This window comes from Ensifer sp. LC163 (assembly GCF_001695855.1).
Lineage (GTDB): Bacteria > Pseudomonadota > Alphaproteobacteria > Rhizobiales > Rhizobiaceae > Ensifer.
This window is the reverse complement of record NZ_MBSS01000067.1, coordinates 115886-137649: the sequence shown is the minus strand read 5'-3', so window position 1 is coordinate 137649 and position 21764 is coordinate 115886. Positions and strand designations below refer to the sequence as shown.

The window sequence follows — 21764 nt, the reverse complement described above, 5'->3', positions numbered from 1 at the left end:
TGGCGCAGTTCGGCTGCGCTACACATCCCGTGTCGAAAAAGGCAGGACCGGATATGGTAAGCCCGGTCCCTTCGTGAGGCTGTCCAAGTCTTTGCGAAGCTCTGCTCGAACCTCATCGTTCGAACCCGCGGCGTGGTTCCGATGCATCCGCATCGGTCCGCGGCGGGGTGTATCCGGATCAGACGCAGTCCGCCGCGTTTCTCAAACACGGAGACTGCACATGCGACTGAACCATCTCGATCTTCATAGCCCCATCGTTGCCGAAACGGCGACGTTCTTCATCGAACATCTTGGCTTCACGCTTGTCGAAGCGCGCGGCAAGGATGCCTTTTATCGCCTCGCCGATGATGCCGGCATGGTGCTCGTGATCAGCCCGCCGATTGCCAGGCTCGGCGGCGGCGACCAGGTCAGCCTCGGCGCCCAGACCTACCATATCGGCTTCCTGCTGCCCGAGAGGTCGCAGGTCGAAAACGCCTATCGGCGCATCCTGCCGAGCGGCATCCGCACGAGCGAACCGGAAGAACGGCACGGCGCCTACGTCTTCTACATGGTCATACCCGGCAACATCCTGGTCGAGATCGGGCACCGTCCAGATGCCTGACATATGGCGCCAGCCGGAACGATTTACCGGATGAGGCGTTATCGGATCGAGAGGTGCTGGCTGTGCCAATCGGACATGACGGAGGTGGAGAACACGGGAATTTTTCCGATTTCTTCCCATGGCCAACGAAACGGCAGTCGAGCTCCCTGACCCGTCCGGCTTGCGTCCTCACAAACTCCCGCAGCAAGGTGGCCTGCATCCCCTGTGATGCAGGCCTTTTTTTGGCGCAACGAGAAAGGCGGGACATTGCGCCCCGCCTTTTCCATTTTCGTTCGTGGCAGCGCCTCAGTGCAGCTTGCCGGCTTCCTTTTTTCGCAGGCGCGCATTGCGGGCCACCATGTTGAGAACCTCGACCAGCGCCGAGAAGGCCATGGCGGCATAGATGTAGCCCTTCGGCACGTGCAGGCCCATGCCTTCGGCGATCAGCGTCGTGCCGATCATCAAGAGGAAGGCGAGCGCCAGCATGACGATCGTCGGGTTCTTCTCGATGAAGTTGGCAAGCGGCGTTGCGGCAACGAGCATCACGGTGACGGCAGCGAGAACGGCGATGACCATGATCGGCAGATGCGGCGTCATGCCGACTGCGGTGATGATGCTGTCGACCGAGAAGACCAGGTCGAGCAGCAGGATCTGGCCGATCGCGGCGCCGAAGCTGTTGATGGCCGAAGAGGCGATGAAGTCTTCGTCGTGGTCGCTGGGGTCGACGCTGTGGTGGATTTCCTTGGTCGCCTTCCAGACGAGGAAGAGACCGCCGGCGATCAGGATCATGTCCTTCCAGGAGAAGCCGTGTCCGAAGACCTCGAAGACCGGCGTGGTCAGCTTGACGATCCAGGCGACGGTGCCGAGCAAGGCAAGACGCATGACGAGCGCCAGGGTAATGCCGAGCCGGCGGGCCTTTTCGCGGTGTTCGACGGGCAACTTGTTGGTCAGGATCGAAATGAAGATCAGGTTGTCGATGCCGAGAACCACCTCCATGACAACCAGTGTTATGAGGGCGACCCAGGCCGCTGGGTTCTGGGCAAGCGACATTATCTCCTGCATCGGCGATCTTTCCTTTCTCGGTGGCGCGTCGTCGCGCAAGAATCGCGGCAGTATTTAAGCAACATCGCGAAAGTGACAAGCGCCACCAGCCATTTGCGGCGGCGCTTTACCGTTTACGATTTGATCGGGACCCAGATTTCGACCACACCCATGCCCGAACGCGGATCGAAACGCTCGTCGTAGCGCTCGATCAGGTCGGGCGTTTCACCATGCTGAAGGCCGGCCTCCGGCAGCCATGTGCCGAAGATATGGTGCGCGGTCGTCGCGATCGCCGAGATATGGCCGCGGTGCAGGAACACGGCATAGCGCTGCTTCGGCAGCTTGATGGTCGAAAAGCCGGCTGGCAGCGCGCCGGCGTCGTCGACTTCCACGGCCGCCATATAGCGAAAGGTGCCCGCTTCGCCGTCGCTTTGGCTGCAGACGCCGTAGGCGACATTGCTCTTCTGTCCGGGGACGTTGCCGAAGTGGGTGTTGAAACGCTGCCACAGCGAGGGAATACCTTCGGTGTGGCCATAGGCGTAGGTTTCCGCGAGCCCAGCCAGCAGAAGCGGCGGGCTGTCTTCGAAGCGGGGCGGGTCCAGTTTGAGGAGGCGGGTGTCGTCCATTCTGATAGGCTCCGTCAGTTCGATATTGCTGAGGTGCCCTTGCTTGCGCACGGTTTCCGGCGTCACGCCGAACTGCTCGCGAAAGGCACGGGTGAAGGCCTCATGCGAGCCGTAGCCCGCGTCGAGGGCCACCGCGAGAATGCTGGAGGAGCCACTGGCAAGGTTTTGCGCGGCGCCGCTCAGGCGCCGCCCGCGGATATAGGCGCTGATGGAGCGGCCCGTCACCAGTCCGAAGACGCGCGACAGGTGAAAGCGCGAGAGGCCGGCGGCCTCGGCGATCTCCTCCAGCGATATATCGTTCGCGAAATGGCTCTCGATGAACCAGATCGCCCTTCCGATAGCACTCATGTTCACTCCCTTGGCAGACAGCCCATGCTCATAGGGTCTTGCCGCAAGGCGTGCTTGATCGCAATTGCTGGATTGAAGGATTGCCGGACGAACGGGCGGCTCGGCCTGGCTCAGCCGGTCTTCTTCTTGGGTCCGTAGGCGGCCATGAAGACCCGGACGGCAGCGGCAACCGTGCCCTCGATCTGCTCTCGCGGCGGCGCCGAACACATGCCGCCGAACAGGCGGTGCTTGAACAGCCCGGCCTGGGCCATCTCGATGAACTGTCGTGCGGCCATTTCGGTGTTGTCGATGTCGAGCGTGCCGGCCGGGACCTGCCGGTCGAGGTAGGTCTTGAGGACGGTATAGCCGTTTTCGGGCGCCTCGCTGAAGAAGCGTTCGGCCAGATGCGGCATGCGGTCGATCACGCCGATCACCATGCGCATGGAGCGGATCGTATCCTCGGAGGTGATGCTGCTCGTCAAGGTGACGCCGAAATCGTAAAGCGACTCCTCGACGTCCTCGTGATCGTTAAGCGCGTGCTTGGCGGTCTCAACCACCCGGGTCTTGCCCCTGACGATCAGTGCCTTGAACAGATCTTCCTTGTTTTCGAAATAGACGTAGAGCGTGCCCTTCGAGACGCCGGCCTCGCGGGTGATGTCGTTCATGCTCGCGGCGTCGAAGCCCTGGCTCATGAAGACCCGCCGCGCGCCCTCGAGAATCTGTTCGCGCTTGGCAGGGTCTTCACCCGCCGCATGGCGTCCGCTGCCGGGACAAAGCTGCTCGTCCGCGCCGCTATCAGGCTGGATGGTCTCGTTCTGTCCGGTCTTTGCTGGTTCCATGATCGCCGTCTGTGCCGTCCCGTTCGCATTAATTTTCGCCCATCGAACCGTGTGGTTCGATTTCCTCTTGATATGCGACGTCAAAGCGACTAAGTCAAGCTTCCGATCGAACCGAACGGTTCAGTTCAGTCGTCACTCATTAACCAGGCCGGTACCCATGTCCGCATCCAAAACGTCCAGCGTCGCTCGCGTTCGCCCTGTCGGCGAGGATTTTGAAGTTCCGCAGACCCATGAGGCCGCGCCCGAGGCCAAGGGGGCGACAGCCGAGGCGCCTGCAGCGACGCAAGCGCCCGCTGTCGAAGCCGCTTCGAAAAAGAAGAAGCGCAGTCCCTTGCTGCCCGTTCTCGGCCTCGCTGCTCTCGCTGCCGCTGGCTGGTACGGCTATGACTGGTGGACCAATGGCCGCTTCATGGTTTCGACCGATGACGCCTATATCGAAGGCGACATCGCCACTATCTCCCCGAAGGTTTCGGGCTATGTCGCCAAGGTCGACGTCGTCGCCAACCAGCAGGTGAAGGCCGGCGATCCCTTGGTCACGCTCGACGATGGCGACTACCGCATTGCCGCCGAGCAGGCCGAGGCGCAGATCGCCACGCAGCAGCTGGCGCTCAGCCGCTTCGACGCGCAGATCGCCGGTGCGAAGGCGAGCCTCGCTCAGGCCGAGGCCCAGAAGAAAGCTCTCGAAGCAACGGTGCGCGGCGCCGAACTCGCGCAGAAGCGCGCGAGCGACCTCCAGTCCAAGGACGTCGGCACCGTTGCGTCGCGCGACAATGCCGACGTGGCGCTGGATCAGGCCCGCGCGAACCTCGCCGGCGCCGATGCCAACATCGCGGCGGCGAACGCCAACATCACTGTTCTGGCGGCACAGCGCACCGAGGCGGAAAGCACGATCCGCTCGCTGGAACTTGCCCGCGACAAGGCGAACCGCGACCTCGGTTTCACCGTGCTGAAGGCGCCCTATGACGGCGTTATCGGCAACGTCGCCGTCCAGGTCGGAGACCTCGTCTCCGCCGGCCAGCGACTGGCCGCCCTCGTCCCGGTCGACCAGCTCTATATCGACGCCAACTTCAAGGAGACGCAGATCGCGCATCTGGTTCCGGGCTCGAAGGTCAAGGTCCACATCGACGCCTATGACGAGAACGCGATCGAAGGCACGGTCGCCTCGATCTCGCCGGCGTCCGGTTCGGTGTTCTCGCTGCTGCCGGCCGAAAACGCCACCGGCAACTTCACCAAGGTGATCCAGCGCGTGCCGGTGCGCATCACGCTGCCGGCCGATGTGCTGGCGGAAGGCCATCTGCGGGCGGGCTTGAGCGTTGTCGTCGATGTCGACACGCGCACGGCGCCCGAAGAGACCAAGGTCGCCGCCACGAAGTAATCGGGCCTGACGCGCCGGCGTGTTCGATCGAACGCGCCGATGCGCCTTTACACGCAGGGAGTGGCTCAGATGGCCGCAACGGCAACAGCAGGCTCGGTGGCGGCAGCCGCACCGAAGGTCGAGGAACACATGGATCCGAAAAGGCTGATCGCCTTCTTCGCCATGGTCGTCGGCATGTTCATGGCGATCCTCGACATCCAGATCGTTTCGGCGTCGCTTGCTGAAATCCAGGCGGGCTTGTCAGCGGGCTCCGACGAAATCGGCTGGGTGCAGACCTCCTACCTCATTGCCGAAGTCATCATGATCCCGCTGTCGGGCACGCTGGCGCGCATCGTCTCGACGCGCGTGCTGTTTTCGGTTTCGGCGGCGGGTTTCACCGCGGCAAGCGCGCTTGCCGCGACCGCCACCAATATCGACCAGATGATCGTCTACCGGGCGATCCAGGGTTTTATCGGCGGCGGCATGATCCCGTCGGTCTTTGCGGCCGCCTTCACCATCTTCCCGCCGTCGAAGCGCAACATCGTTTCGCCGATCATCGGCCTGATCGCCACGCTCGCGCCGACCATCGGCCCGACCGTCGGCGGCTACCTCAGCCACGCCTTCTCCTGGCACTGGCTGTTCCTCGTCAACGTCATCCCCGGCATCATCGTCGCGACGCTGACCTGGACCTTCATCGATTTCGACAAGCCGGAACTTGGCCTCTTCAAGAAGTTCGACTGGTGGGGGCTCGCCTCGATGGCGATCTTTCTCGGCTCGCTCGAATACGTTCTGGAAGAAGGCAACGCCAACGACTGGTTCAACGACGAGCACATCGTCATGGGCGCCGTCGCCACGGTGATCGCCGCGGTGATCTTCTTCTACCGGGCCTTCAAGGTGGAATTCCCCGTCGTCGACCTCAGGGCGTTTGCCAACCGCAACTTCGCCTTCGGCTCGATGTTCTCCTTCGTCATGGGCATCGGGCTTTACGGGCTGACCTATCTTTACCCGCTCTATCTCGGGCGTATCCGCGGCTACGACTCGCTGATGATCGGCGAGACGATGTTCGTCTCTGGCCTGGCGATGTTCCTGACGGCGCCGGTCGCCGGCATCCTGTCGGGCAAGCTCGATCCGCGGGTGCTGATGACCATCGGCTTTGCCAGCTTTGCCAGCGGCACCTGGATCATGGGGCACCTGACGGCCGACTGGGATTTCTACGAGCTGTTCATTCCGCAGATCCTGCGCGGTGTCGGGCTGATGCTCTGCATGGTGCCGATCAACAACATCGCGCTCGGTACCATGCCGCCGGCGCGCATGCGCGGCGCATCCGGCCTCTTCAACCTGACGCGCAACCTTGGCGGCGCGGTCGGCCTTGCGGTGATCAACACCATCCTGACCCAGCGCCAGGACCTGCACTATGCCCGGCTCTCCGAGCACATCCAGTGGGGCAATCCGGAGGCGATGGAGCGGTTCAACAACATGGCGGCCAACTTCAACGCCCATGGTCTCGATGGCGCGACGATCGCCATCAAGCAGCTTGCGGCGATGGCGCAGAAGCAGGCCGTCATCCTGTCCTTCAGCGACGTCTTCGTCATCCTGACGGTGCTCTTCCTGTCGCTGATCCTGGGTGTGATGATGATCAAGAAGCCGCAAGGCGTCGGACCAAGCGGCAGCGGTCACTAGGCCCATCTGCGCGGTTTACGCCCTCTTCATGTTGCGGCACAATCCGGCCGGAAAGCAACTTCCGGCCGAACCCTGATCGTCGATCCGGCGCCCGACCGGGTGCTTGCCGAAGCCGTTAAAAGCCACGGCGAGATCGTTTTCACGCAAGCCTTCAGCAAGCGTTTCTAGCCCGTGAAAACGGTGGTCGCTCTTCCCTCGCGCATTTTTGATTTACGTACATCAAAAATTCCTCTAAGGCAGTTTGCGGGAGGAAATGATGCGCCCTACAGTTCACGATATCGCTGCAGAAGCCGAGGTCAGTCTTGCGACCGTCGATCGGGTTTTGAACAATCGCCCGGGTGTGCGGAAGGTTACGCGCGACAAGGTCGAGCGCGCGATTGCGACGCTCGGTTACATCAGGGACGTGGCGGCGGCCAATCTTGCCAAGAGCCGCAGCTATCCGCTGATCTTCATCCTGCCCGAAGGCGAAAACGCCTTCATGCGCGGGCTTGAGGCCGAGGTCCAGTCAGCCAGGGCCCGCTCGGCCGTCGAGCGGACCGACATCACCATCCTTTCCGTTCCCGCCTTCGATGGGTCGGCGCTGGCCGATGCGCTCGACGACGCGCGCCGGCGAGGGCCGGCCGGCGTTGCCGTCGTTGCCGTCGAGGCGCCGCAGGTGGTGGCGGCCGTCGGGCGGCTGCGCGCGGACGGCATTGCCGTCGTCACGCTCGTCTCGGACCTGACCGGCTCCGAGCGCGACCATTTTGCCGGTGTCGACAATATCGCGGCCGGACGCACCGCCGGCAGCCTAATGCGGCGTTTCCTTGGCGGCCGCGACGGGCCGGTCGCAATCGTCGCCGGTTCGATGCTGGTGCGAGACCACAGGGATCGGCTTGAAGGCTTCAGCGCCGCCGTGAACGAGGGTGTCGCGAAGCGACATCTGCTGTCCGTGGTTGAAGGTCACGACGACCCGTCTGAGGTCGAGAAACTGGTGCAGGACCTGCTGGCGTCGCATGCGGACCTCGCCGGCATCTACAGCCTCGGCGCCGGCAACCGTGGCATGATCGCGGCGCTTGAAAGGGCCGGGCGTCAGTCCGAGATCTGCGCGATCGCCCACGAGCTGACACCGTACAGCCGTGCCGCACTCGTCTCTGGCACCATCGATGCGCTGCTCAATCAGGATGCGGGGCACGAGGTGCGCAGCGCCATTCGCGTGCTGAAGGCCCGGGCCGACGGGCTCTCGATGATCGAGGCACAGGAGCGCATCCGCATCGATATTTTTCTGAAAGACAACCTGCCGGTCGAACCGGCGTAATACTTTGAATTTACGCAATTCCTGACGGAAAATCGTTCCGCACTTTTCCTGGAGTTGCTCAATGGAGGCATGCATGTATCTCGGACTGGATCTCGGCACGTCGGGCGTCAAGGCGATGCTGATGGACGACAATCAGCGCATCGTCGGTTCGGCCTCCGGTGCGCTCGACGTTTCCCGTCCGCACCCCGGCTGGTCGGAGCAGGATCCGGCCGATTGGGTGCGCGCCACGGAGCAGGCGATCGCCGGGCTGAAGGCGACGCACCCGGCAGCGCTTGCGGCCGTGCGCGGCATCGGCCTCTCCGGCCAGATGCATGGCGCGACGCTGCTCGATGCCGACGACAAGGTGCTGCGGCCGTGCATCCTCTGGAACGACACCCGCAGTTTTCGCGAGGCGGCGGCACTCGACGCCGATCCGCAATTCCGCGCGATCACCGGCAATATTGTCTTCCCCGGCTTCACCGCGCCGAAACTTGCCTGGGTGCGTGAAAACGAGCCGGATCTTTTTGCCAAGGTGCGCTGGGTGCTGCTGCCCAAGGACTATCTGCGCCTGTGGCTGACCGGCGAGCATATCTCGGAGATGTCGGATTCAGCCGGCACCGCCTGGCTCGATACCGGCAAGCGGCGTTGGTCGGAAAGCCTGCTTGCCGCCACCGACATGCAGGAACGGCAGATGCCTGATCTGGTCGAGGGAACCGACCGGGCCGGGACGCTCCGCTCGGAGCTGGCGTCGCGCTGGGGCCTGGGCAATGGCGTCGTGGTTGCCGGTGGCGCCGGTGACAATGCGGCTTCCGCCTGCGGCATGGGTACCGTCGGCGAAGGCCATGCCTTCGTCTCGCTCGGCACATCGGGCGTGCTGTTTGCCGCCAATGCCAGCTATCTGCCCAATCCGGAGAGCGCCGTTCACGCGTTCTGCCACGCCTTGCCGAGCACCTGGCATCAGATGGGCGTCATCCTGTCGGCGACCGATGCACTCAACTGGTATTCCGGCATTGCCGGCCGCAGCGTCGCCGACCTCAGCGCCGAGCTCGGCGATACGCTGAAAGCGCCAGCCGGCGTGACCTTCCTTCCCTATCTCTCCGGCGAGCGCACCCCCCACAACGATGCTGGGATCCGCGGCGCCTTTGCCGGCCTCGGCCACGAGAGCAGCCGCGTGGTGCTGACGCAGTCGGTGATGGAAGGGGTTTCCTTCGCCATCCGCGACAGCCTCGAGGCATTGCGCGCGGCCGGCACGACGCTGTCGCGTGTGACGGCGATCGGCGGCGGCTCGCGTTCGCGCTACTGGTTGAAGTCGATTGCGACCGCGTTCGATCTGCCGGTCGATCTGCCTGATGACGGCGATTTCGGCGCCGCCTTCGGTGCAGCGCGTCTTGGACTGATTGCGGCGACCGGCGCCGATCCCGTTGCGACCTGCTACGCGCCGCAGACGGCGGAAACGATCGCGCCTGAGACGGCGCTGGTGTCTGCCTATGAGGACGCCTACCAGCGCTACCGCCGTCTTTATCCGGCGATCAAGGGGGTGGCGACGTGACCACATCGCGCCCTTCCATGGCCGGTTCCGATCGACTGCGCCTATTGCGCCGGCACCTTGTCGAGAAAACCGGTGACCTGCTTCAGCCGACCGTTTTCGATCAGGCCGACATCGGTGCCTTCGATGACGGATTCGACGCCTTCGGGACCGAGTGCCCAGGAGAAGCGGATCGTGTCGGCAAAGCCATCCGGCGTGCCCTTGAGTGCGAAGCGGAAGCCGCGGAACTGGCCCTGGACTCCGGCGATCAGGCCGCCGATGCCCTCATGCCCATCGCCCTGCATGACCGGATCGCGGTAGGCGACATCGGCAGTGAAGGCCTTTTCGATCAGCGCCTTGCGGCTGTGAGCCTCGGCGTTCTAGGCGGCGATATAGGCTTCGGCGATCCGGTTGAGGTCGTTCATCTGACTGTTCCTTTGGTTTGGCGTTTCGATGCCTCAGCTATCGCCGCCCGAGGGAATGAAACCAATTACCTTCCACGTAATGACCGGACGTTTTGCAATGGCGGCGCCGGCACACCACCCTTGAGAGGAGCCAGACCGTGAGCACGGGATTTTTCGGCGATATCGCCAAAATTAGATACGAGGGACCGGAGAGCAGCAATCCGCTCGCCTTCCGCCACTACAACAAGGACGAGGTCGTCTTCGGCAAGCGCATGGAAGATCACCTGCGCTTTGCGGTCGCCTATTGGCACACCTTCGTCTGGCCGGGCGGAGACCCCTTTGGCGGCCAGACATTCGAGCGTCCGTGGTTCAAGGGCACGATGGATGCGGCCAAGCTGAAGGCGGACGTCGCGTTCGAATTCTTCCAGCTGCTCGGCGTTCCCTACTATTGCTTCCACGATGCGGACGTGCGCCCCGAGGGCCGGAACTTCGTCGAGAACACCAAAAACCTCAACGAGATCGTCGACTATTTCGCGAAGAAGCAGGCGGACACCGGCGTCAAACTGCTCTGGGGCACCGCCAATCTCTTCTCCAACCGGCGCTACATGTCGGGTGCCGCCACCAATCCGGACCCGGATGTCTTTGCCTTTGCGGCTGCAACGGTGAAGACCTGCCTCGATGCTACAAAGCGCCTCGGTGGTGAGAACTATGTGCTGTGGGGCGGGCGCGAAGGTTACGAGACGCTGCTCAACACCGACCTGTCGCGTGAACTCGATCAGCTCGGTCGCTTCGTCAATCTGGTGGTCGAATACAAGCACAAGATCGGTTTCACGGGCGCGATCCTGATCGAGCCGAAGCCGCAGGAGCCGACCAAACACCAGTACGACTACGACGTCGCCACCGTTTACGGCTTCCTCAAGAGGTACGGCCTGGAAAAGGAAGTGCAGGTCAATATCGAGCAGGGCCACGCGATCCTTGCCGGCCATTCCTTCGAGCATGAACTGGCGCTGGCCAATGCGCTCGGCATCTTCGGTTCGATCGACATGAACCGCAACGACTACCAGTCGGGCTGGGATACCGACCAGTTCCCCAACAACGTCCCGGAAATGGCGCTCGCCTACTACCAGGTTCTGGCAGGTGGCGGCTTCAAGAGCGGCGGCACCAACTTCGATGCCAAGCTGCGGCGCCAGTCGCTCGACCCCGAAGACCTGCTGATCGGTCATATCGGCGGCATGGATTGCTGCGCCCGCGGCCTGAAGGCTGCCGCCCAGATGATCGAAGACAAGGCACTATCCGCACCGCTCGACCAGCGTTATGCCGGTTGGCAGGTGCCGGAAGCCAAGAAGATGCTCGAGGGCGGCTTCTCGCTGGAAGAGATCGAAGCCTGGGTGCTGAAGTCCGACCTGAACCCGCAGCCGAAGTCCGGCAAGCAGGAACTGCTGGAGAATGTCGTCAACCGCTACGTCTAAGCGCGCGAAAGACGGTCACCCAGATCGAGGAGCCGGCCGCCGTCGCGGCCGGTTCTTTCGTTGGTGCTGTCGATCGGACCGGTAAAGCGCTGCCTCCGACAGCCTCCTGTTCGTCATTCCGACGCTGGTGCGCGCGGCGCGGATCCCTCTCGAAAATCTCGTCCACGACCGGTTGCTCCATGCAAAAAATCTGCTAGTTTCGGCGCCTGCAACGTTTCAGGTGCTTCAACTTCAGCGAAAATGAAGCCTTTTTACGCTTCTCCTGTCGTTGGCCTAACAGGCCGGCTCTGCCGGCAGCCATATCATCAGGAGGATGTTTGGGATGAAAACGATCAAGGGCCCCGGTCTGTTTCTTGCGCAGTTTGCCGGGGATGCGGCACCGTTCAACTCGTTTGCGGCGATCACCAGATGGGCGGCCGATTGCGGCTACAAGGGCGTGCAGGTGCCGACCTGGGATGCGCGGCTGATCGATCTGAAGAAAGCGGCGACATCGAAGGCCTATTGTGACGAGCTTGCCGGTATCGCCCGCGACAACGGCGTCGAGATCACCGAGCTGTCGACCCATCTGCAGGGCCAGCTGGTCGCCACTCATCCGGCCTATGACGAGGTTTTTGACGGCTTTGCCGTGCCGGAAGTGCGCGGCAACCGACAAGCGCGGCAAGAATGGGCGGTCGAGCAGGTGAAGCTGGCGCTGACGGCGTCGAAGAACCTCGGGCTCGATGCGATGGCGAGCTTCTCCGGCGCGCTTGCCTGGCCGTTCGTCTATCCCTGGCCGCAGCGCCCGGCCGGCCTGGTCGAGACCGCGTTCGACGAACTGGCGCGGCGCTGGCGGCCGATCCTCGACCATGCCGAGGACTGCGGCGTCGACGTCTGCTACGAGATCCATCCGGGTGAGGACCTGCATGACGGCATCACCTTCGAGATGTTTTTGGAGCGCACCGGCAACCATGCCCGCGCCAACATGCTCTATGACCCGTCGCACTATGTGCTGCAGTGCCTCGACTATCTCGACAACATCGACATCTACAGGGATCGCATCCGGATGTTCCACGTCAAGGATGCCGAGTTCAACCCGACCGGACGCCAGGGCGTCTATGGCGGCTACCAGGGCTGGGTCAACCGGGCAGGGCGCTTCCGCTCGCTGGGCGATGGCCAGGTCGATTTCGGCGCGGTCTTTTCCAAGATGGCGGCCAATGATTTTGCCGGCTGGGCGGTGGTGGAATGGGAGTGCTGCCTGAAGCATCCCGAAGACGGCGCGCGCGAAGGGGCGGAGTTCGTCAAGCACCACATCATCCGCGTCACTGAGAAGGCGTTCGACGATTTTGCCGACAGCGGTACCGACGAGGCCGCCAACCGGCGCCTGCTGGGGATTTGAGGTTTTTATCCGTTGCGCCCCTCATCCGGCTACCGCCACCTTCTCCCCGCCTGCGGGGAGAAGGCCGATTGCGGCAGCCTCTGCTCACATGGCGGAACCGTGAGCCATGTGCCCTCTCCCCGCAGGCGGGGAGAGGGGCGACCCCACGACATGACGATCGCGATAGAACGATACAACAGGACCAGAACAGGGAGAACCAAATGGCAATCGAGGGAACGAGCGAGAAGCGCGAGCGGCGCATCCGGCTGGGCATGGTCGGCGGCGGCTCGGGCGCCTTCATCGGCGCGGTGCACCGCATCGCCGCGAGGCTCGACGATCACTATGAGCTGGTGGCCGGCGCCCTGTCGTCGACGCCCGACAGAGCCGAAAGCTCCGGCCGCGAACTCGGGCTCGATCCATCGCGGGTCTATTCCGACTTCAAGCAGATGGCGATCCGCGAGGCCAAGCTGAAGGACGGCATCGAGGCGGTGGCGATCGTCACCCCCAACCATGTGCACTATGCCGCGGCCAAGGAGTTTTTGAAGCGCGGCATCCATGTGATCTGCGACAAGCCGCTGACCTCGACGCTGGCGGATGCGAAGAAGCTGAAGAAGGCGGCCGACGACAGCAATGCGCTGTTCGTGCTCACCCACAACTACACCGGCTACCCGATGGTGCGCCAGGCGCGCGAGATGATCGCCAATGGCGATATCGGCGCGGTGCGGCTGGTGCAGATGGAATATCCGCAGGACTGGCTGACGGAGAACATCGAACAATCAGGCCAGAAGCAGGCGGCCTGGCGCACCGATCCGGCCCGCTCGGGTGCCGGCGGCTCGACCGGCGACATCGGCACCCACGCCTATAATCTCGGCGCCTTCGTTTCGGGTCTCGAACTGGAGGAGCTTGCGGCCGATCTCGACAGCTTCGTGCCCGGCCGCCAACTCGACGACAATGCCCATGTGATGATGCGCTTCAAGACGAAGGACGGCGAACGCGCCAAGGGCTTGCTCTGGTGCAGCCAAGTGGCGCCCGGCCACGAGAACGGCCTTATGGTGCGGGTCTATGGCACCACGGGCGGACTCGAATGGACGCAGAAGGACCCGAACTATCTCTGGCACACGCCATTCGGCGAGCCCAAGCGGTTGCTCACCCGCGCCGGTGCCGGGGCAGGGCCTGCTGCCAACCGCGTCAGCCGCGTCCCGTCGGGTCATCCGGAGGGTTATCTCGAGGGCTTTGCCAATATCTACACCGAAGCGGCCCGCGCCATCTTCGCCAAGCGCAAAGGCGAGAAGATCGATCCTGCCGTCACCTACCCGACCATCGACGACGGCATGAAGGGCATGGTCTTCGTCGACGCCTGCGTCCAGTCATCCAAACGAAATGGAGCCTGGGTAAAGGTGTAGCGAACCGCCTGAGCCGGGCGGAAGGGCGGGGCATTCCCGCCCTTTTTGGCGAGTTGACATTTGCCGGCATGGCTTTAGGCCGGCCGCGATCCACTGAAAACAACGAGGCCCCGCTTTCGGCGGGGTCGGAACGAGACGAGACAGAGAGATGACCGATCCCAAGATCCTGGCCCAGCGCTTCCCGGCCGACTTCGTATTCGGGGTGGCGACCGCCTCCTTCCAGATCGAGGGCGCCACCAAGGCCGACGGCCGCAAGCCGTCGATCTGGGACGCCTTCTCCAACATGCCGGGCCGCGTCTTCGGGCGACACAATGGCGATGTCGCCTGTGACCACTACAACCGGCTCGATGAGGATCTGGACCTGATCAAGAGCCTCGGCGTTGAGGCCTACCGCTTCTCGATCGCCTGGCCGCGCATCATTCCCGAAGGTACCGGCCCGATCAACGAGAAGGGGCTCGACTTCTACGACCGCCTCGTCGACGGCCTGAAGGCGCGCAACATCGAGGCTTTCGCCACCCTCTATCATTGGGACCTGCCGCTGGCCCTGATGGGCGATGGCGGCTGGACGGCGCGCACCACGGCTTACGCCTTCCAGCGTTATGCCAAGACGGTGATCGCCCGCCTCGGCGACCGGCTCGACGCGGTCGCGACCTTCAACGAGCCCTGGTGCTCAGTCTGGCTCAGCCATCTCTACGGCATTCATGCGCCGGGCGAGCGCAACATGGATGCGGCCCTGCATGCGCTGCACTTCACCAATCTGGCCCATGGTCTGGGCGTTGACGCGATCCGCTCGGAGCGGCCGAACCTGCCGGCCGGCATCGTCATCAATGCGCATTCGGTCTATCCCGGCAGCGACGCTGATGCCGACAAGGCTGCCGCCGAGCGCGCCTTCGATTTCCACAACGGCGTTTTCTTCGGTCCGATCTTCAGGGGTGAGTATCCCGACAGCTTCATGAGCGCGCTTGGACATCGCATGCCTGATATCGAAGACGGCGACATGGAAACGATCTCGCGCCCGCTCGATTGGTGGGGCCTCAACTACTACACGCCGATGCGCGTCAGCGACGATCCAACGGCCGGTGCCGAATATCCGGCGACGATCAATGCCAAGCCGGTCAGCGATCTGAAGACGGATATCGGCTGGGAGGTCTATGCGCCGGCGCTCGGTCAGCTGGTGGAAACGCTGAACGCCCGCTACGACCTGCCCGATTGCTACATCACCGAGAACGGCGCCTGCTACAATATGGGCGTCGAAAACGGTGCGGTCGACGACCAGCCCAGGCTCGACTACCTCGCCGAGCACCTGTCGGTAACGGCGAATCTGATCGCCAAGGGTTATCCGATGCGCGGCTATTTCGCCTGGAGCCTGATGGACAATTTCGAGTGGGCCGAAGGCTACAAGATGCGCTTTGGCATCGTGCATGTGGATTACGAAACGCAAGTGCGCACGATCAAGAAGAGCGGCCACTGGTACAAGGCATTGGCCGAGGAATTTCCCGGAGGCAATCACATCTGACGGCTGAAGCCTTGCGCGTCAAATATGGCGCGCAAAGGACGCTGTAACGCTTTAGACCTGCTGCATAATTTCTCCTTAAATCGAATCCGATTTAAGGAATCATGCAGTAGTCAATCGAAGCGTCCCGCGGCCGCTTTGCGCACCGGCAGCACCTCGAGGCTGCCGCGATCGAGCTGGGCGAGGACCTCCTTGAAGCCGAAGCGCGGCTTCCATCCGAGTGCGCCGATGGCGGCACTCGGATCGTAGATGCGGTCGATCGAGGCGGGCAGCGACCAGCCGCGTTCGGCAAAGGCCTGGGAAAACCTGGTCGCCCGCTCCCGCAGGATCGAGGCGGCATCGCTTGCCAGATGCCGGCAATCCGTAGGCAGGAAGGCGGGCTCACCTGAGACGATGAACCTCTGAAAGGCGGGGCCGTCATTGTCGAGCGCCGCCACATGCGCGTCCGCCACGTCGCGGACGTCGATACCGCGGTGCAGCCGATAGGCCGCCATGCGGTCGGCCTGCTCCGGAAAGCACCGCGACATGCGCAGGACACGGACGTGCAGCGCCCGGTCGGCGGCATTTTCCAAGAGCGCCTCGGCGGCAAGCTTGGTGTGGTGGTAGATCGTGTGCGGCTGCGGCGGCGTTTCCTCGGTAATCCAGGCGCAGGCACCCTCTTTCACCGCGTGGCCGTAAAGTGCCGTCGTGCTGGTGAAGACGATGCGGCTGACGCCGGCGGCCTGCGCGGCGGCAATGACGAGATGGGTCCCCATCACATTGACGCGCTCGAACTCCGCGTCCGGGATCGTATCGACGTGAGGCGCGTGTAGCGCGGCCGTATGGATGACTGCATCGGCGCCTTGCATGGCGCGCTCCAGCAGCACGCCATCGACAAAATCGCCTGAGACTTCCGTCGTCGCGAAAGGCGCGCGATCGATGCCGACCACGTCATGATGGGGCGCCAGCGCATTGTAGATCGCCCGGCCGATGCGCCCTGAACTTCCGGTCAAAACGATGCGCATCCGCTCTCCTGCCTTTCGACTCAGTCTTCGCGTGTTTCGTATCAGAGAACTGTGGTCAGTAAACCGCGAAGTAGGCCGTATTCCCGCGACCGCGGTCGAAGGCTCAACTCACCCTGTGACGATCATCATTCCGGTGCGTATTGCGAAGCTGTCCGCTCCGGGCCCTTGATCCGCCAACTCCCCTTGTTCTATGCGTTGGCGATAGCGAATAGGCGTGCGGGGCGCCGGGGGACTATCGAATATGGAAATCTTCACCTCTGCCGGGCTGCTGGCGCTTCTGCAGGTCATCGTCATCGACCTGGTTCTGGCCGGCGACAATGCGGTCGTTATCGGTCTTGCAGCCGCCGGTCTGCCGACCGAGCAGCGCCGCAAGGCGATCCTGGTCGGCATCCTTGCCGCAACCCTGTTTCGCATCGCGCTTGCCAGTGTCACCGTGCAGCTTCTCGATATCATCGGGCTGCTTTTGGCCGGTGGCCTTCTGCTTCTTTGGGTCTGCTGGAAGATGTGGCGCGAGATCCGTGCCGGCGGCGCGGAAGATTTCGAGGGTGAGGGTGCCAATTCGGCGCCGCGAAAGACCTTTCTTCAGGCGGCGATCCAGATCGTCATTGCCGACGTCTCGATGTCGCTTGACAACGTTCTGGCGGTCGCCGGCGCTGCACGCGAGCATCCGACCATCCTCGTCTTCGGCCTTATCCTTTCGATCGCGCTGATGGGCATTGCTGCCAGCTTCATCGCGCGGCTGCTCAACCGCTATCACTGGATCGCCTATGTCGGTCTCGCCATCATCCTCTACGTGGCGCTCAACATGATCTATCGCGGCTCGATCGAGGTCTGGCCGCACCTGGCGCCGGTTGCCCACGCCATCGGCATCTGACCGTCGCAGGCAGATCGTCGGCATCGGCCCGCTTGTCGGGTCGGTGCGCGGCCGGCTTCTTGCCGCGCCGCCAGCGAAAGAGCGGTTTTTTCCGCAAACGTGGAGCAACCCGGAAAAACATACCTGTAAAAGCCGGGATCTATTGTCGATAAGGGCCGTAGATTATGTCGCATGTTCTTCCCGCGGCAACGACGTTGAACTCACCGGTTGGCTAATGCTAGAGATGTGCTCCCTGTTCCGAATGCGTTGTCGAATGTCGGCCTGACAAGACGCGCCTTCCATCCCGCGCCCGAGCCCGGGATTCTGAGTTTCGAGCATCCGAGAGCACCTATGTACCCGTCCATAACGATAACGCCTCTTTCGGGGGTATCCGAACGATGAGCGTTTCCGCCTATACAGCGCCGGCGCCCGGTGATGCCGCCGTCATCTTCGATGGCGTTTCCAAGCATTTCGCCGCCTCCGGCAAGAGCGGCGCCTTCACCGCGCTCGACACGGTCTCGCTTTCGGTCGGGCGCGGCTCGATCACCGGCATCATCGGCCGCTCCGGCGCCGGCAAGTCGACGCTGATCCGCCTGGTCAACGGGCTGGAAAAGCCGACGGGCGGCACGGTGCTCGTCGATGGCGTCGATGTCGGCGCGCTCGACGAGGCGGGCCTTCGCGAGCTCAGGCGCTCGGTCGGCATGATCTTCCAGCATTTCAATCTGCTGTCGTCGCGCACCGTGTTCGGCAATGTGGCGCTGCCGCTCGAAATCGCCGGCATGGACAAGCAAGCCATCGAAAAGCGCGTGCGGCCGCTGCTCGATCTCGTCGGGCTTGCCGACAAGCATGGTCGTTACCCGGCCGAGCTTTCCGGCGGGCAGAAACAACGGATCGGCATTGCCCGGGCGCTGGCGACCGAGCCGAAGCTGCTGCTCTCGGACGAGGCGACCTCGGCGCTCGATCCCGAGACGACGCAATCGATCCTGGAACTGCTGAAGCGTATCAATGCCGACCTTGGCCTGACCGTGCTGCTCATCACCCATGAGATGGAAGTGGTGAAGGCTGTCACCTCCGACGTTGCCGTGATCGATCACGGCCGCATCGTCGAGCGCGGCCATACCTTCGACGTCTTCACCCATCCCAGGCACGAGACGACGCGGGCGATGCTCTCCGGCCTGCCCGGCTCGAAACTGCCCGACGCCGTGTCGCGCGGGCTGAAGCCGCAGGCGGATGACGGCGACCGCGCCGTCGTGCGCCTGACCTTCTTCGGGGCGGCGGCAGAACGGCCGTTGATTTCGCAGCTGATCAAGTCGGTCGGCGCCGAGGTCAATATCATTGCCGGCACGATCGATGAGATCGGCGGCCGGCCCTATGGCTCGCTGGTCGTCGCCTATGGCGCGGATGCGGAGACTGCCGGCCGTGCCGAACGCTTCTTCACCGAAAATGGACTGGTCACGGAGGTGCTCGGTTATGTCGCCTGATCTTCTCTTGCGCATCGGCAGCGCCACGCTCGATACGCTTTACATGGTGGCGATCGCCGGCCTGATCGGCTCGCTGATCGGCCTGCCGATCGGTATTTTCCTGGCGACCAGCGGCAAGGGCGAACTGTTCCCGGCGCCGACGACCAACCGCATCGTCGGGCTGATCGTCAATGCCGCACGCTCGACGCCGTTCATCATCCTGGTCGTCGCCATCATTCCTTTCACCCGGCTGATCACCGGGACGTCGATCGGCACCAAGGCGGCGATCGTGCCGCTGACGATCGCAACCATTCCCTTCGTCGCGCGTCTGGTGGAGGCGGCGATCCGCGAGATCGACAAGGGACTGATCGAGGCCGCCCGCGCCATGGGCGCGACGCCGATGCAGATCGTCTTCAAGGTGCTGCTGGCGGAAGCGCGCCCGGCGCTGACATTGGCGCTGACCATGACCATCGTCAGCCTCATCGGTTACTCCGCCATGGTCGGCGCCGTCGGTGGTGGCGGGCTCGGCGATCTCGGCATCCGCTACGGCTACCAGCGCTTCATGCCCGACGTGATGCTGGTCGTCGTCATCGTGCTCATCGTGCTGGTGCAGCTCGTCCAGAGCGCCGGCGACGGACTGGCGCGCCACTTTGACAGGCGCAGCCGCAAGAACTGATTTCCCAGGACACTCAGGTCACCAACAAGGAGATACCCATGAAGAAGCTCATCATTGCTGCGGCAATCGCAACCCTTGCTGCCGGTACGGCACTGGCCGAGACCATCAAGGTCGGCGTAACGCCGGGCGAACACGCCCAGATCATGGAGAAGGTGAAGGAAGTCGCGGCTCCCAAGGGCCTCGACATCGAGATCCTCGAATTCTCGGATTACGTCGTTCCGAACCAGGCGCTCGCCGACGGCGACCTCAATGCCAACTCGTTCCAGCACCAGCCCTATCTCGACAACCAGATCGCCGATCGCGGCTTCGATATCGTCAGTGTCGGCACCACCATCACCACGCCGATGGGTGTCTATTCGAGCAAGGTGAAGAGCCTCGACGAACTTCAGGACGGCGCGACCATCGCCATCCCGAACGACCCGACCAACGGCGGCCGCGCGCTGCTCGTTCTCGCCTCGAAAGGCCTGATCAAGGTCAAGGAAGAGGCCGGGCTGAAGGTCACTCCGGCCGACATCACCGAGAACCCGAAGAACATCACGTTCGCCGAGCTTGATGCAGCCCAGCTGCCGCGCTCGCTCGCCGACGTCGATGCGGCTGTCATTAACACCAACTATGCGCTCGAGGCCGACCTGCACCCGAAGAAGGACGCGATCGCCATCGAAGGCGAGAAGTCGCCCTACGCCAACGTCATTGCCGTGCGCACCGCCGACAAGGATGCGCCCTGGGTGAAGACGCTGGTCGAAGCCTACCATGACGAAAAGGTGAAGGCCTTCATCAACGACACCTTCAAGGGTGCGCTGATCCCGAGCTGGTAATTTCCAGAGCTTCGGCAGTCGAATACCGAACCGCGCGCCGCACCCCGGCGCGCGGTTTTCTTTTGACCGCTGGCGGCTGCGCCCTATGTTCTCCGCAATCTTGGGAGGAACAGGCATGAAGGGTGGATGTCACTGCGGCGCTATACGCTACGAGACACGGCGCGCGCCGTCCTATTCCGGCTTTTGCCATTGTCGCGACTGCCAGCGGATCACCGGTACCGGTCATTGCTGCTACATGATCTTCGATCGTTCGGATGTGATTGCGACCGGGTCCTATCGCAGCTACCAGACCGTCGCCGCAAACGGCAACATCTCCGTCCGCCATTTCTGCGACACCTGCGGCAGCCAGATTTTTGGAAGCGGCCTGCCGGATGACGGCCGCCTGACGATCTATGCCGGCACGCTGGACGATCTCTCCGCGTTTCAGCCGACGGATGCGATCTTCACACGCAGTCGGCCCGAATGGGATCGGGCGGTGATGGCGCTGCAGGAATGCGAGGCATTGCCGGGCTGAGTCTTTTGTCCCGCGCAGAGAATGCCTACCGGTCGTCGCCGATCAGCTTCCGAGATGTTTCTCGCCGCGCTTCTTGGCGAGCGTGATCTGGCGCTGACGCTGGCGGTAACGCTCGCGATCCTCGTCGGTGCGCACTTCGTAGCAATGGATGCAGGCGACGCCGTCCTCGTGGCGTGGCGAGGCGAGCTCGGCCGGTGTCAGCGGCTGGCGGCAGGCATGGCACAGCGTGTGCTCGCCCTCTTCAAGCCCATGCGTGACCGACACGCGGTCATCGAAGACGAAGCAGGCGCCTTCCCACAGGCTTTCTTCCTGCGGCACCTCTTCGAGATATTTCAGGATGCCGCCCTTGAGATGGAAGACCTCGTCGAAGCCCTGCTCCTTCATGAAGGCGGTCGCCTTTTCGCAGCGGATGCCGCCGGTGCAATACATGGCGATCCTCGGCTTGTTGTGCAGGCCGGCTTTGTTGCGCACCCAGTCGGGAAACTCGCGGAAGGTCTTGGTCTGCGGGTCGACCGCGCCCTTGAAGATGCCGATCGCCGTTTCGTAGTCGTTGCGCGTGTCGATGACGATCGTCTCGGGATCGGAGATCAGCGCATTCCAGTCCTTCGCATCGACATAGGTGCCGACGATCTTGTTGGGGTCGATGTTGTCGACGCCCATGGTGACGATTTCCTTTTTCAGCCGCACCTTCATACGCAGGAACGGCATCGAGGAGGCACGGCTTTCCTTGTGTTCCAGGCCCGCGAATTCCGGCTGGGAGCGCAGATAGGAAAGCACGGCCGTGATGCCGGCGTCGGTGCCGGCGATCGTGCCGTTGATGCCCTCATGGGCGAGAAGCAGGGTTCCCTTGACACCGTTCTCGTCGCAAACGGCCTGCAGCGGTTCGCGGAATTCGGCGAAACGCGAGAAGGCGACGAAATGGTAGAGCGCTGCGACCATGAACTGGCCATGCGTCTCAGGGCGCGGGGTCGTTGAAATGTCGGTCATGGGCCGTGCAAATACAGCTTTCGCGCCGCAAGTGCAATCCGGCCTCCCTTACAGGGGCCATCTGTCG

At 63.1% G+C, this 21764-nt stretch carries 21 protein-coding genes; 15 read left to right on the top strand and 6 right to left on the bottom strand.

Annotated elements, in window-relative coordinates; genetic code table 11:
* Positions 1-220: 220 nt before the first annotated feature.
* On the top strand, positions 221-601 hold the full coding sequence (locus BC360_RS29105) for a VOC family protein (protein WP_065781052.1): 381 nt from the start codon (positions 221-223) through the stop codon (positions 599-601).
* 285 nt (positions 602-886) lie between these two features.
* Here the strand turns inward: BC360_RS29105 and BC360_RS29100 are convergent, their stop codons facing one another.
* The 3 genes from BC360_RS29100 to BC360_RS29090 all read right to left on the bottom strand — a co-directional run bounded on the left by BC360_RS29100 (position 887) and on the right by BC360_RS29090 (position 3413).
* Entirely contained in the window at positions 887-1642 is a 756-nt protein-coding gene (locus BC360_RS29100; RefSeq protein WP_065797808.1) for a TerC family protein, read from the bottom strand.
* A gap of 113 nt (positions 1643-1755) precedes the next feature.
* Complete coding sequence (locus BC360_RS29095; protein ID WP_065797807.1) at positions 1756-2595, bottom strand: AraC family transcriptional regulator; 840 nt, start codon at positions 2593-2595, stop codon at positions 1756-1758.
* 110 nt (positions 2596-2705) lie between these two features.
* On the bottom strand, positions 2706-3413 hold the full coding sequence (locus tag BC360_RS29090; RefSeq protein WP_065797806.1) for a TetR/AcrR family transcriptional regulator: 708 nt from the start codon (positions 3411-3413) through the stop codon (positions 2706-2708).
* A 157-nt stretch (positions 3414-3570) separates the two neighbouring features.
* Between BC360_RS29090 and BC360_RS29085 the strand changes: the two genes are divergently transcribed.
* The 4 genes from BC360_RS29085 to xylB all read left to right on the top strand — a co-directional run bounded on the left by BC360_RS29085 (position 3571) and on the right by xylB (position 9269).
* Complete coding sequence (locus BC360_RS29085; RefSeq protein ID WP_065781048.1) at positions 3571-4788, top strand: HlyD family secretion protein; 1218 nt, start codon at positions 3571-3573, stop codon at positions 4786-4788.
* Between the two features lie 69 nt (positions 4789-4857).
* On the top strand, positions 4858-6447 hold the full coding sequence (locus tag BC360_RS29080) for a DHA2 family efflux MFS transporter permease subunit (RefSeq protein ID WP_065797805.1): 1590 nt from the start codon (positions 4858-4860) through the stop codon (positions 6445-6447).
* Between the two features lie 256 nt (positions 6448-6703).
* The gene (locus BC360_RS29075) at positions 6704-7741 is read left to right on the top strand and encodes a LacI family DNA-binding transcriptional regulator (RefSeq protein WP_065797804.1); all 1038 of its coding nucleotides are present in this window, start codon (positions 6704-6706) and stop codon (positions 7739-7741) included.
* Positions 7742-7814: 73 nt separating this feature from the next.
* The gene (xylB, locus tag BC360_RS29070; protein WP_065797859.1) at positions 7815-9269 is read left to right on the top strand and encodes a xylulokinase; all 1455 of its coding nucleotides are present in this window, start codon (positions 7815-7817) and stop codon (positions 9267-9269) included.
* A gap of 41 nt (positions 9270-9310) precedes the next feature.
* Here the strand turns inward: xylB and BC360_RS29065 are convergent, their stop codons facing one another.
* Positions 9311-9550: a hypothetical protein gene (locus tag BC360_RS29065; RefSeq protein WP_244512968.1), complete on the bottom strand. Its 240-nt coding sequence runs from the start codon at positions 9548-9550 to the stop codon at positions 9311-9313.
* Here BC360_RS29065 and BC360_RS32910 point away from each other — a divergent pair.
* The 5 genes from BC360_RS32910 (at position 9533) to BC360_RS29045 (ending at position 15391) form a co-directional block, all read left to right on the top strand.
* Positions 9533-9811, top strand: coding sequence for a hypothetical protein (locus BC360_RS32910; protein WP_244512967.1), 279 nt, complete (start codon positions 9533-9535; stop codon positions 9809-9811). The two genes, BC360_RS29065 and BC360_RS32910, sit on opposite strands and share 18 nt — an antisense overlap.
* On the top strand, positions 9808-11118 hold the full coding sequence (gene xylA / locus BC360_RS29060) for a xylose isomerase (RefSeq protein ID WP_065797803.1): 1311 nt from the start codon (positions 9808-9810) through the stop codon (positions 11116-11118). The genes BC360_RS32910 and xylA overlap by 4 nt, the downstream gene beginning before the upstream one ends.
* A gap of 322 nt (positions 11119-11440) precedes the next feature.
* Positions 11441-12493, top strand: coding sequence for a sugar phosphate isomerase/epimerase family protein (locus tag BC360_RS29055; protein ID WP_065797802.1), 1053 nt, complete (start codon positions 11441-11443; stop codon positions 12491-12493).
* 200 nt (positions 12494-12693) lie between these two features.
* Positions 12694-13875 carry a Gfo/Idh/MocA family protein gene (locus BC360_RS29050; protein WP_065797801.1) on the top strand — a complete coding sequence of 394 codons (1182 nt, stop codon included), beginning with the start codon at positions 12694-12696 and terminating at the stop codon, positions 13873-13875.
* A gap of 148 nt (positions 13876-14023) precedes the next feature.
* Positions 14024-15391: a GH1 family beta-glucosidase gene (locus BC360_RS29045; protein ID WP_065797800.1), complete on the top strand. Its 1368-nt coding sequence runs from the start codon at positions 14024-14026 to the stop codon at positions 15389-15391.
* Between the two features lie 110 nt (positions 15392-15501).
* Here the strand turns inward: BC360_RS29045 and BC360_RS29040 are convergent, their stop codons facing one another.
* Positions 15502-16392, bottom strand: coding sequence for an NAD-dependent epimerase/dehydratase family protein (locus tag BC360_RS29040; RefSeq protein WP_065781040.1), 891 nt, complete (start codon positions 16390-16392; stop codon positions 15502-15504).
* Between the two features lie 241 nt (positions 16393-16633).
* On the opposite strand from BC360_RS29040, the gene BC360_RS29035 reads away from it, so the two are divergent.
* The 5 genes from BC360_RS29035 to BC360_RS29015 all read left to right on the top strand — a co-directional run bounded on the left by BC360_RS29035 (position 16634) and on the right by BC360_RS29015 (position 20710).
* Positions 16634-17266, top strand: coding sequence for a TerC family protein (locus tag BC360_RS29035; RefSeq protein WP_065797799.1), 633 nt, complete (start codon positions 16634-16636; stop codon positions 17264-17266).
* 377 nt (positions 17267-17643) lie between these two features.
* A complete protein-coding gene (locus BC360_RS29030) occupies positions 17644-18726 on the top strand; it encodes a methionine ABC transporter ATP-binding protein (protein WP_065797798.1) in 1083 nt (360 codons plus the stop codon).
* Positions 18716-19381, top strand: a complete 666-nt coding sequence (locus BC360_RS29025) for a methionine ABC transporter permease (RefSeq protein ID WP_065781037.1) — start codon at positions 18716-18718, stop codon at positions 19379-19381. Before BC360_RS29030 ends, BC360_RS29025 begins: the two co-directional genes overlap by 11 nt.
* 38 nt (positions 19382-19419) lie before the next feature.
* Entirely contained in the window at positions 19420-20196 is a 777-nt protein-coding gene (locus BC360_RS29020) for a MetQ/NlpA family ABC transporter substrate-binding protein (protein ID WP_065797797.1), read from the top strand.
* A gap of 115 nt (positions 20197-20311) precedes the next feature.
* Positions 20312-20710 (top strand): GFA family protein, encoded by a 399-nt coding sequence (locus BC360_RS29015; protein ID WP_065797796.1) that lies wholly within the window; start codon positions 20312-20314, stop codon positions 20708-20710.
* 42 nt (positions 20711-20752) lie between these two features.
* On the opposite strand, the gene BC360_RS29010 is transcribed toward BC360_RS29015, so the two are convergent.
* Positions 20753-21697, bottom strand: coding sequence for a rhodanese-related sulfurtransferase (locus tag BC360_RS29010; RefSeq protein WP_065797795.1), 945 nt, complete (start codon positions 21695-21697; stop codon positions 20753-20755).
* Positions 21698-21764 lie beyond the last annotated feature (67 nt).

Bases quoted from the DNA above. Each gene is read 5' to 3' on its own strand.
- BC360_RS29080 (WP_065797805.1), top strand. From the start codon at position 4,858: ATGGCCGCAACGGCAACAGCAGGCTCGGTGGCGGCAGCCGCACCGAAG.
- xylB (WP_065797859.1), top strand. From the start codon at position 7,815: ATGTATCTCGGACTGGATCTCGGCACGTCGGGCGTCAAGGCGATGCTG.
- BC360_RS29055 (WP_065797802.1), top strand. From the start codon at position 11,441: ATGAAAACGATCAAGGGCCCCGGTCTGTTTCTTGCGCAGTTTGCCGGG.
- BC360_RS29085 (WP_065781048.1), top strand. From the start codon at position 3,571: ATGTCCGCATCCAAAACGTCCAGCGTCGCTCGCGTTCGCCCTGTCGGC.
- BC360_RS29105 (WP_065781052.1), top strand. From the start codon at position 221: ATGCGACTGAACCATCTCGATCTTCATAGCCCCATCGTTGCCGAAACG.
- BC360_RS29050 (WP_065797801.1), top strand. From the start codon at position 12,694: ATGGCAATCGAGGGAACGAGCGAGAAGCGCGAGCGGCGCATCCGGCTG.
- BC360_RS29025 (WP_065781037.1), top strand. From the start codon at position 18,716: ATGTCGCCTGATCTTCTCTTGCGCATCGGCAGCGCCACGCTCGATACG.
- BC360_RS29090 (WP_065797806.1), bottom strand. From the start codon at position 3,413: ATGGAACCAGCAAAGACCGGACAGAACGAGACCATCCAGCCTGATAGC.
- BC360_RS29040 (WP_065781040.1), bottom strand. From the start codon at position 16,392: ATGCGCATCGTTTTGACCGGAAGTTCAGGGCGCATCGGCCGGGCGATC.
- BC360_RS29035 (WP_065797799.1), top strand. From the start codon at position 16,634: ATGGAAATCTTCACCTCTGCCGGGCTGCTGGCGCTTCTGCAGGTCATC.
- BC360_RS29010 (WP_065797795.1), bottom strand. From the start codon at position 21,697: ATGACCGACATTTCAACGACCCCGCGCCCTGAGACGCATGGCCAGTTC.
- BC360_RS29075 (WP_065797804.1), top strand. From the start codon at position 6,704: ATGCGCCCTACAGTTCACGATATCGCTGCAGAAGCCGAGGTCAGTCTT.
- BC360_RS29065 (WP_244512968.1), bottom strand. From the start codon at position 9,550: ATGCAGGGCGATGGGCATGAGGGCATCGGCGGCCTGATCGCCGGAGTC.
- BC360_RS29045 (WP_065797800.1), top strand. From the start codon at position 14,024: ATGACCGATCCCAAGATCCTGGCCCAGCGCTTCCCGGCCGACTTCGTA.
- BC360_RS29100 (WP_065797808.1), bottom strand. From the start codon at position 1,642: ATGCAGGAGATAATGTCGCTTGCCCAGAACCCAGCGGCCTGGGTCGCC.
- BC360_RS29020 (WP_065797797.1), top strand. From the start codon at position 19,420: ATGAAGAAGCTCATCATTGCTGCGGCAATCGCAACCCTTGCTGCCGGT.
- BC360_RS29015 (WP_065797796.1), top strand. From the start codon at position 20,312: ATGAAGGGTGGATGTCACTGCGGCGCTATACGCTACGAGACACGGCGC.
- BC360_RS32910 (WP_244512967.1), top strand. From the start codon at position 9,533: ATGCCCATCGCCCTGCATGACCGGATCGCGGTAGGCGACATCGGCAGT.
- BC360_RS29095 (WP_065797807.1), bottom strand. From the start codon at position 2,595: ATGAGTGCTATCGGAAGGGCGATCTGGTTCATCGAGAGCCATTTCGCG.
- BC360_RS29030 (WP_065797798.1), top strand. From the start codon at position 17,644: ATGAGCGTTTCCGCCTATACAGCGCCGGCGCCCGGTGATGCCGCCGTC.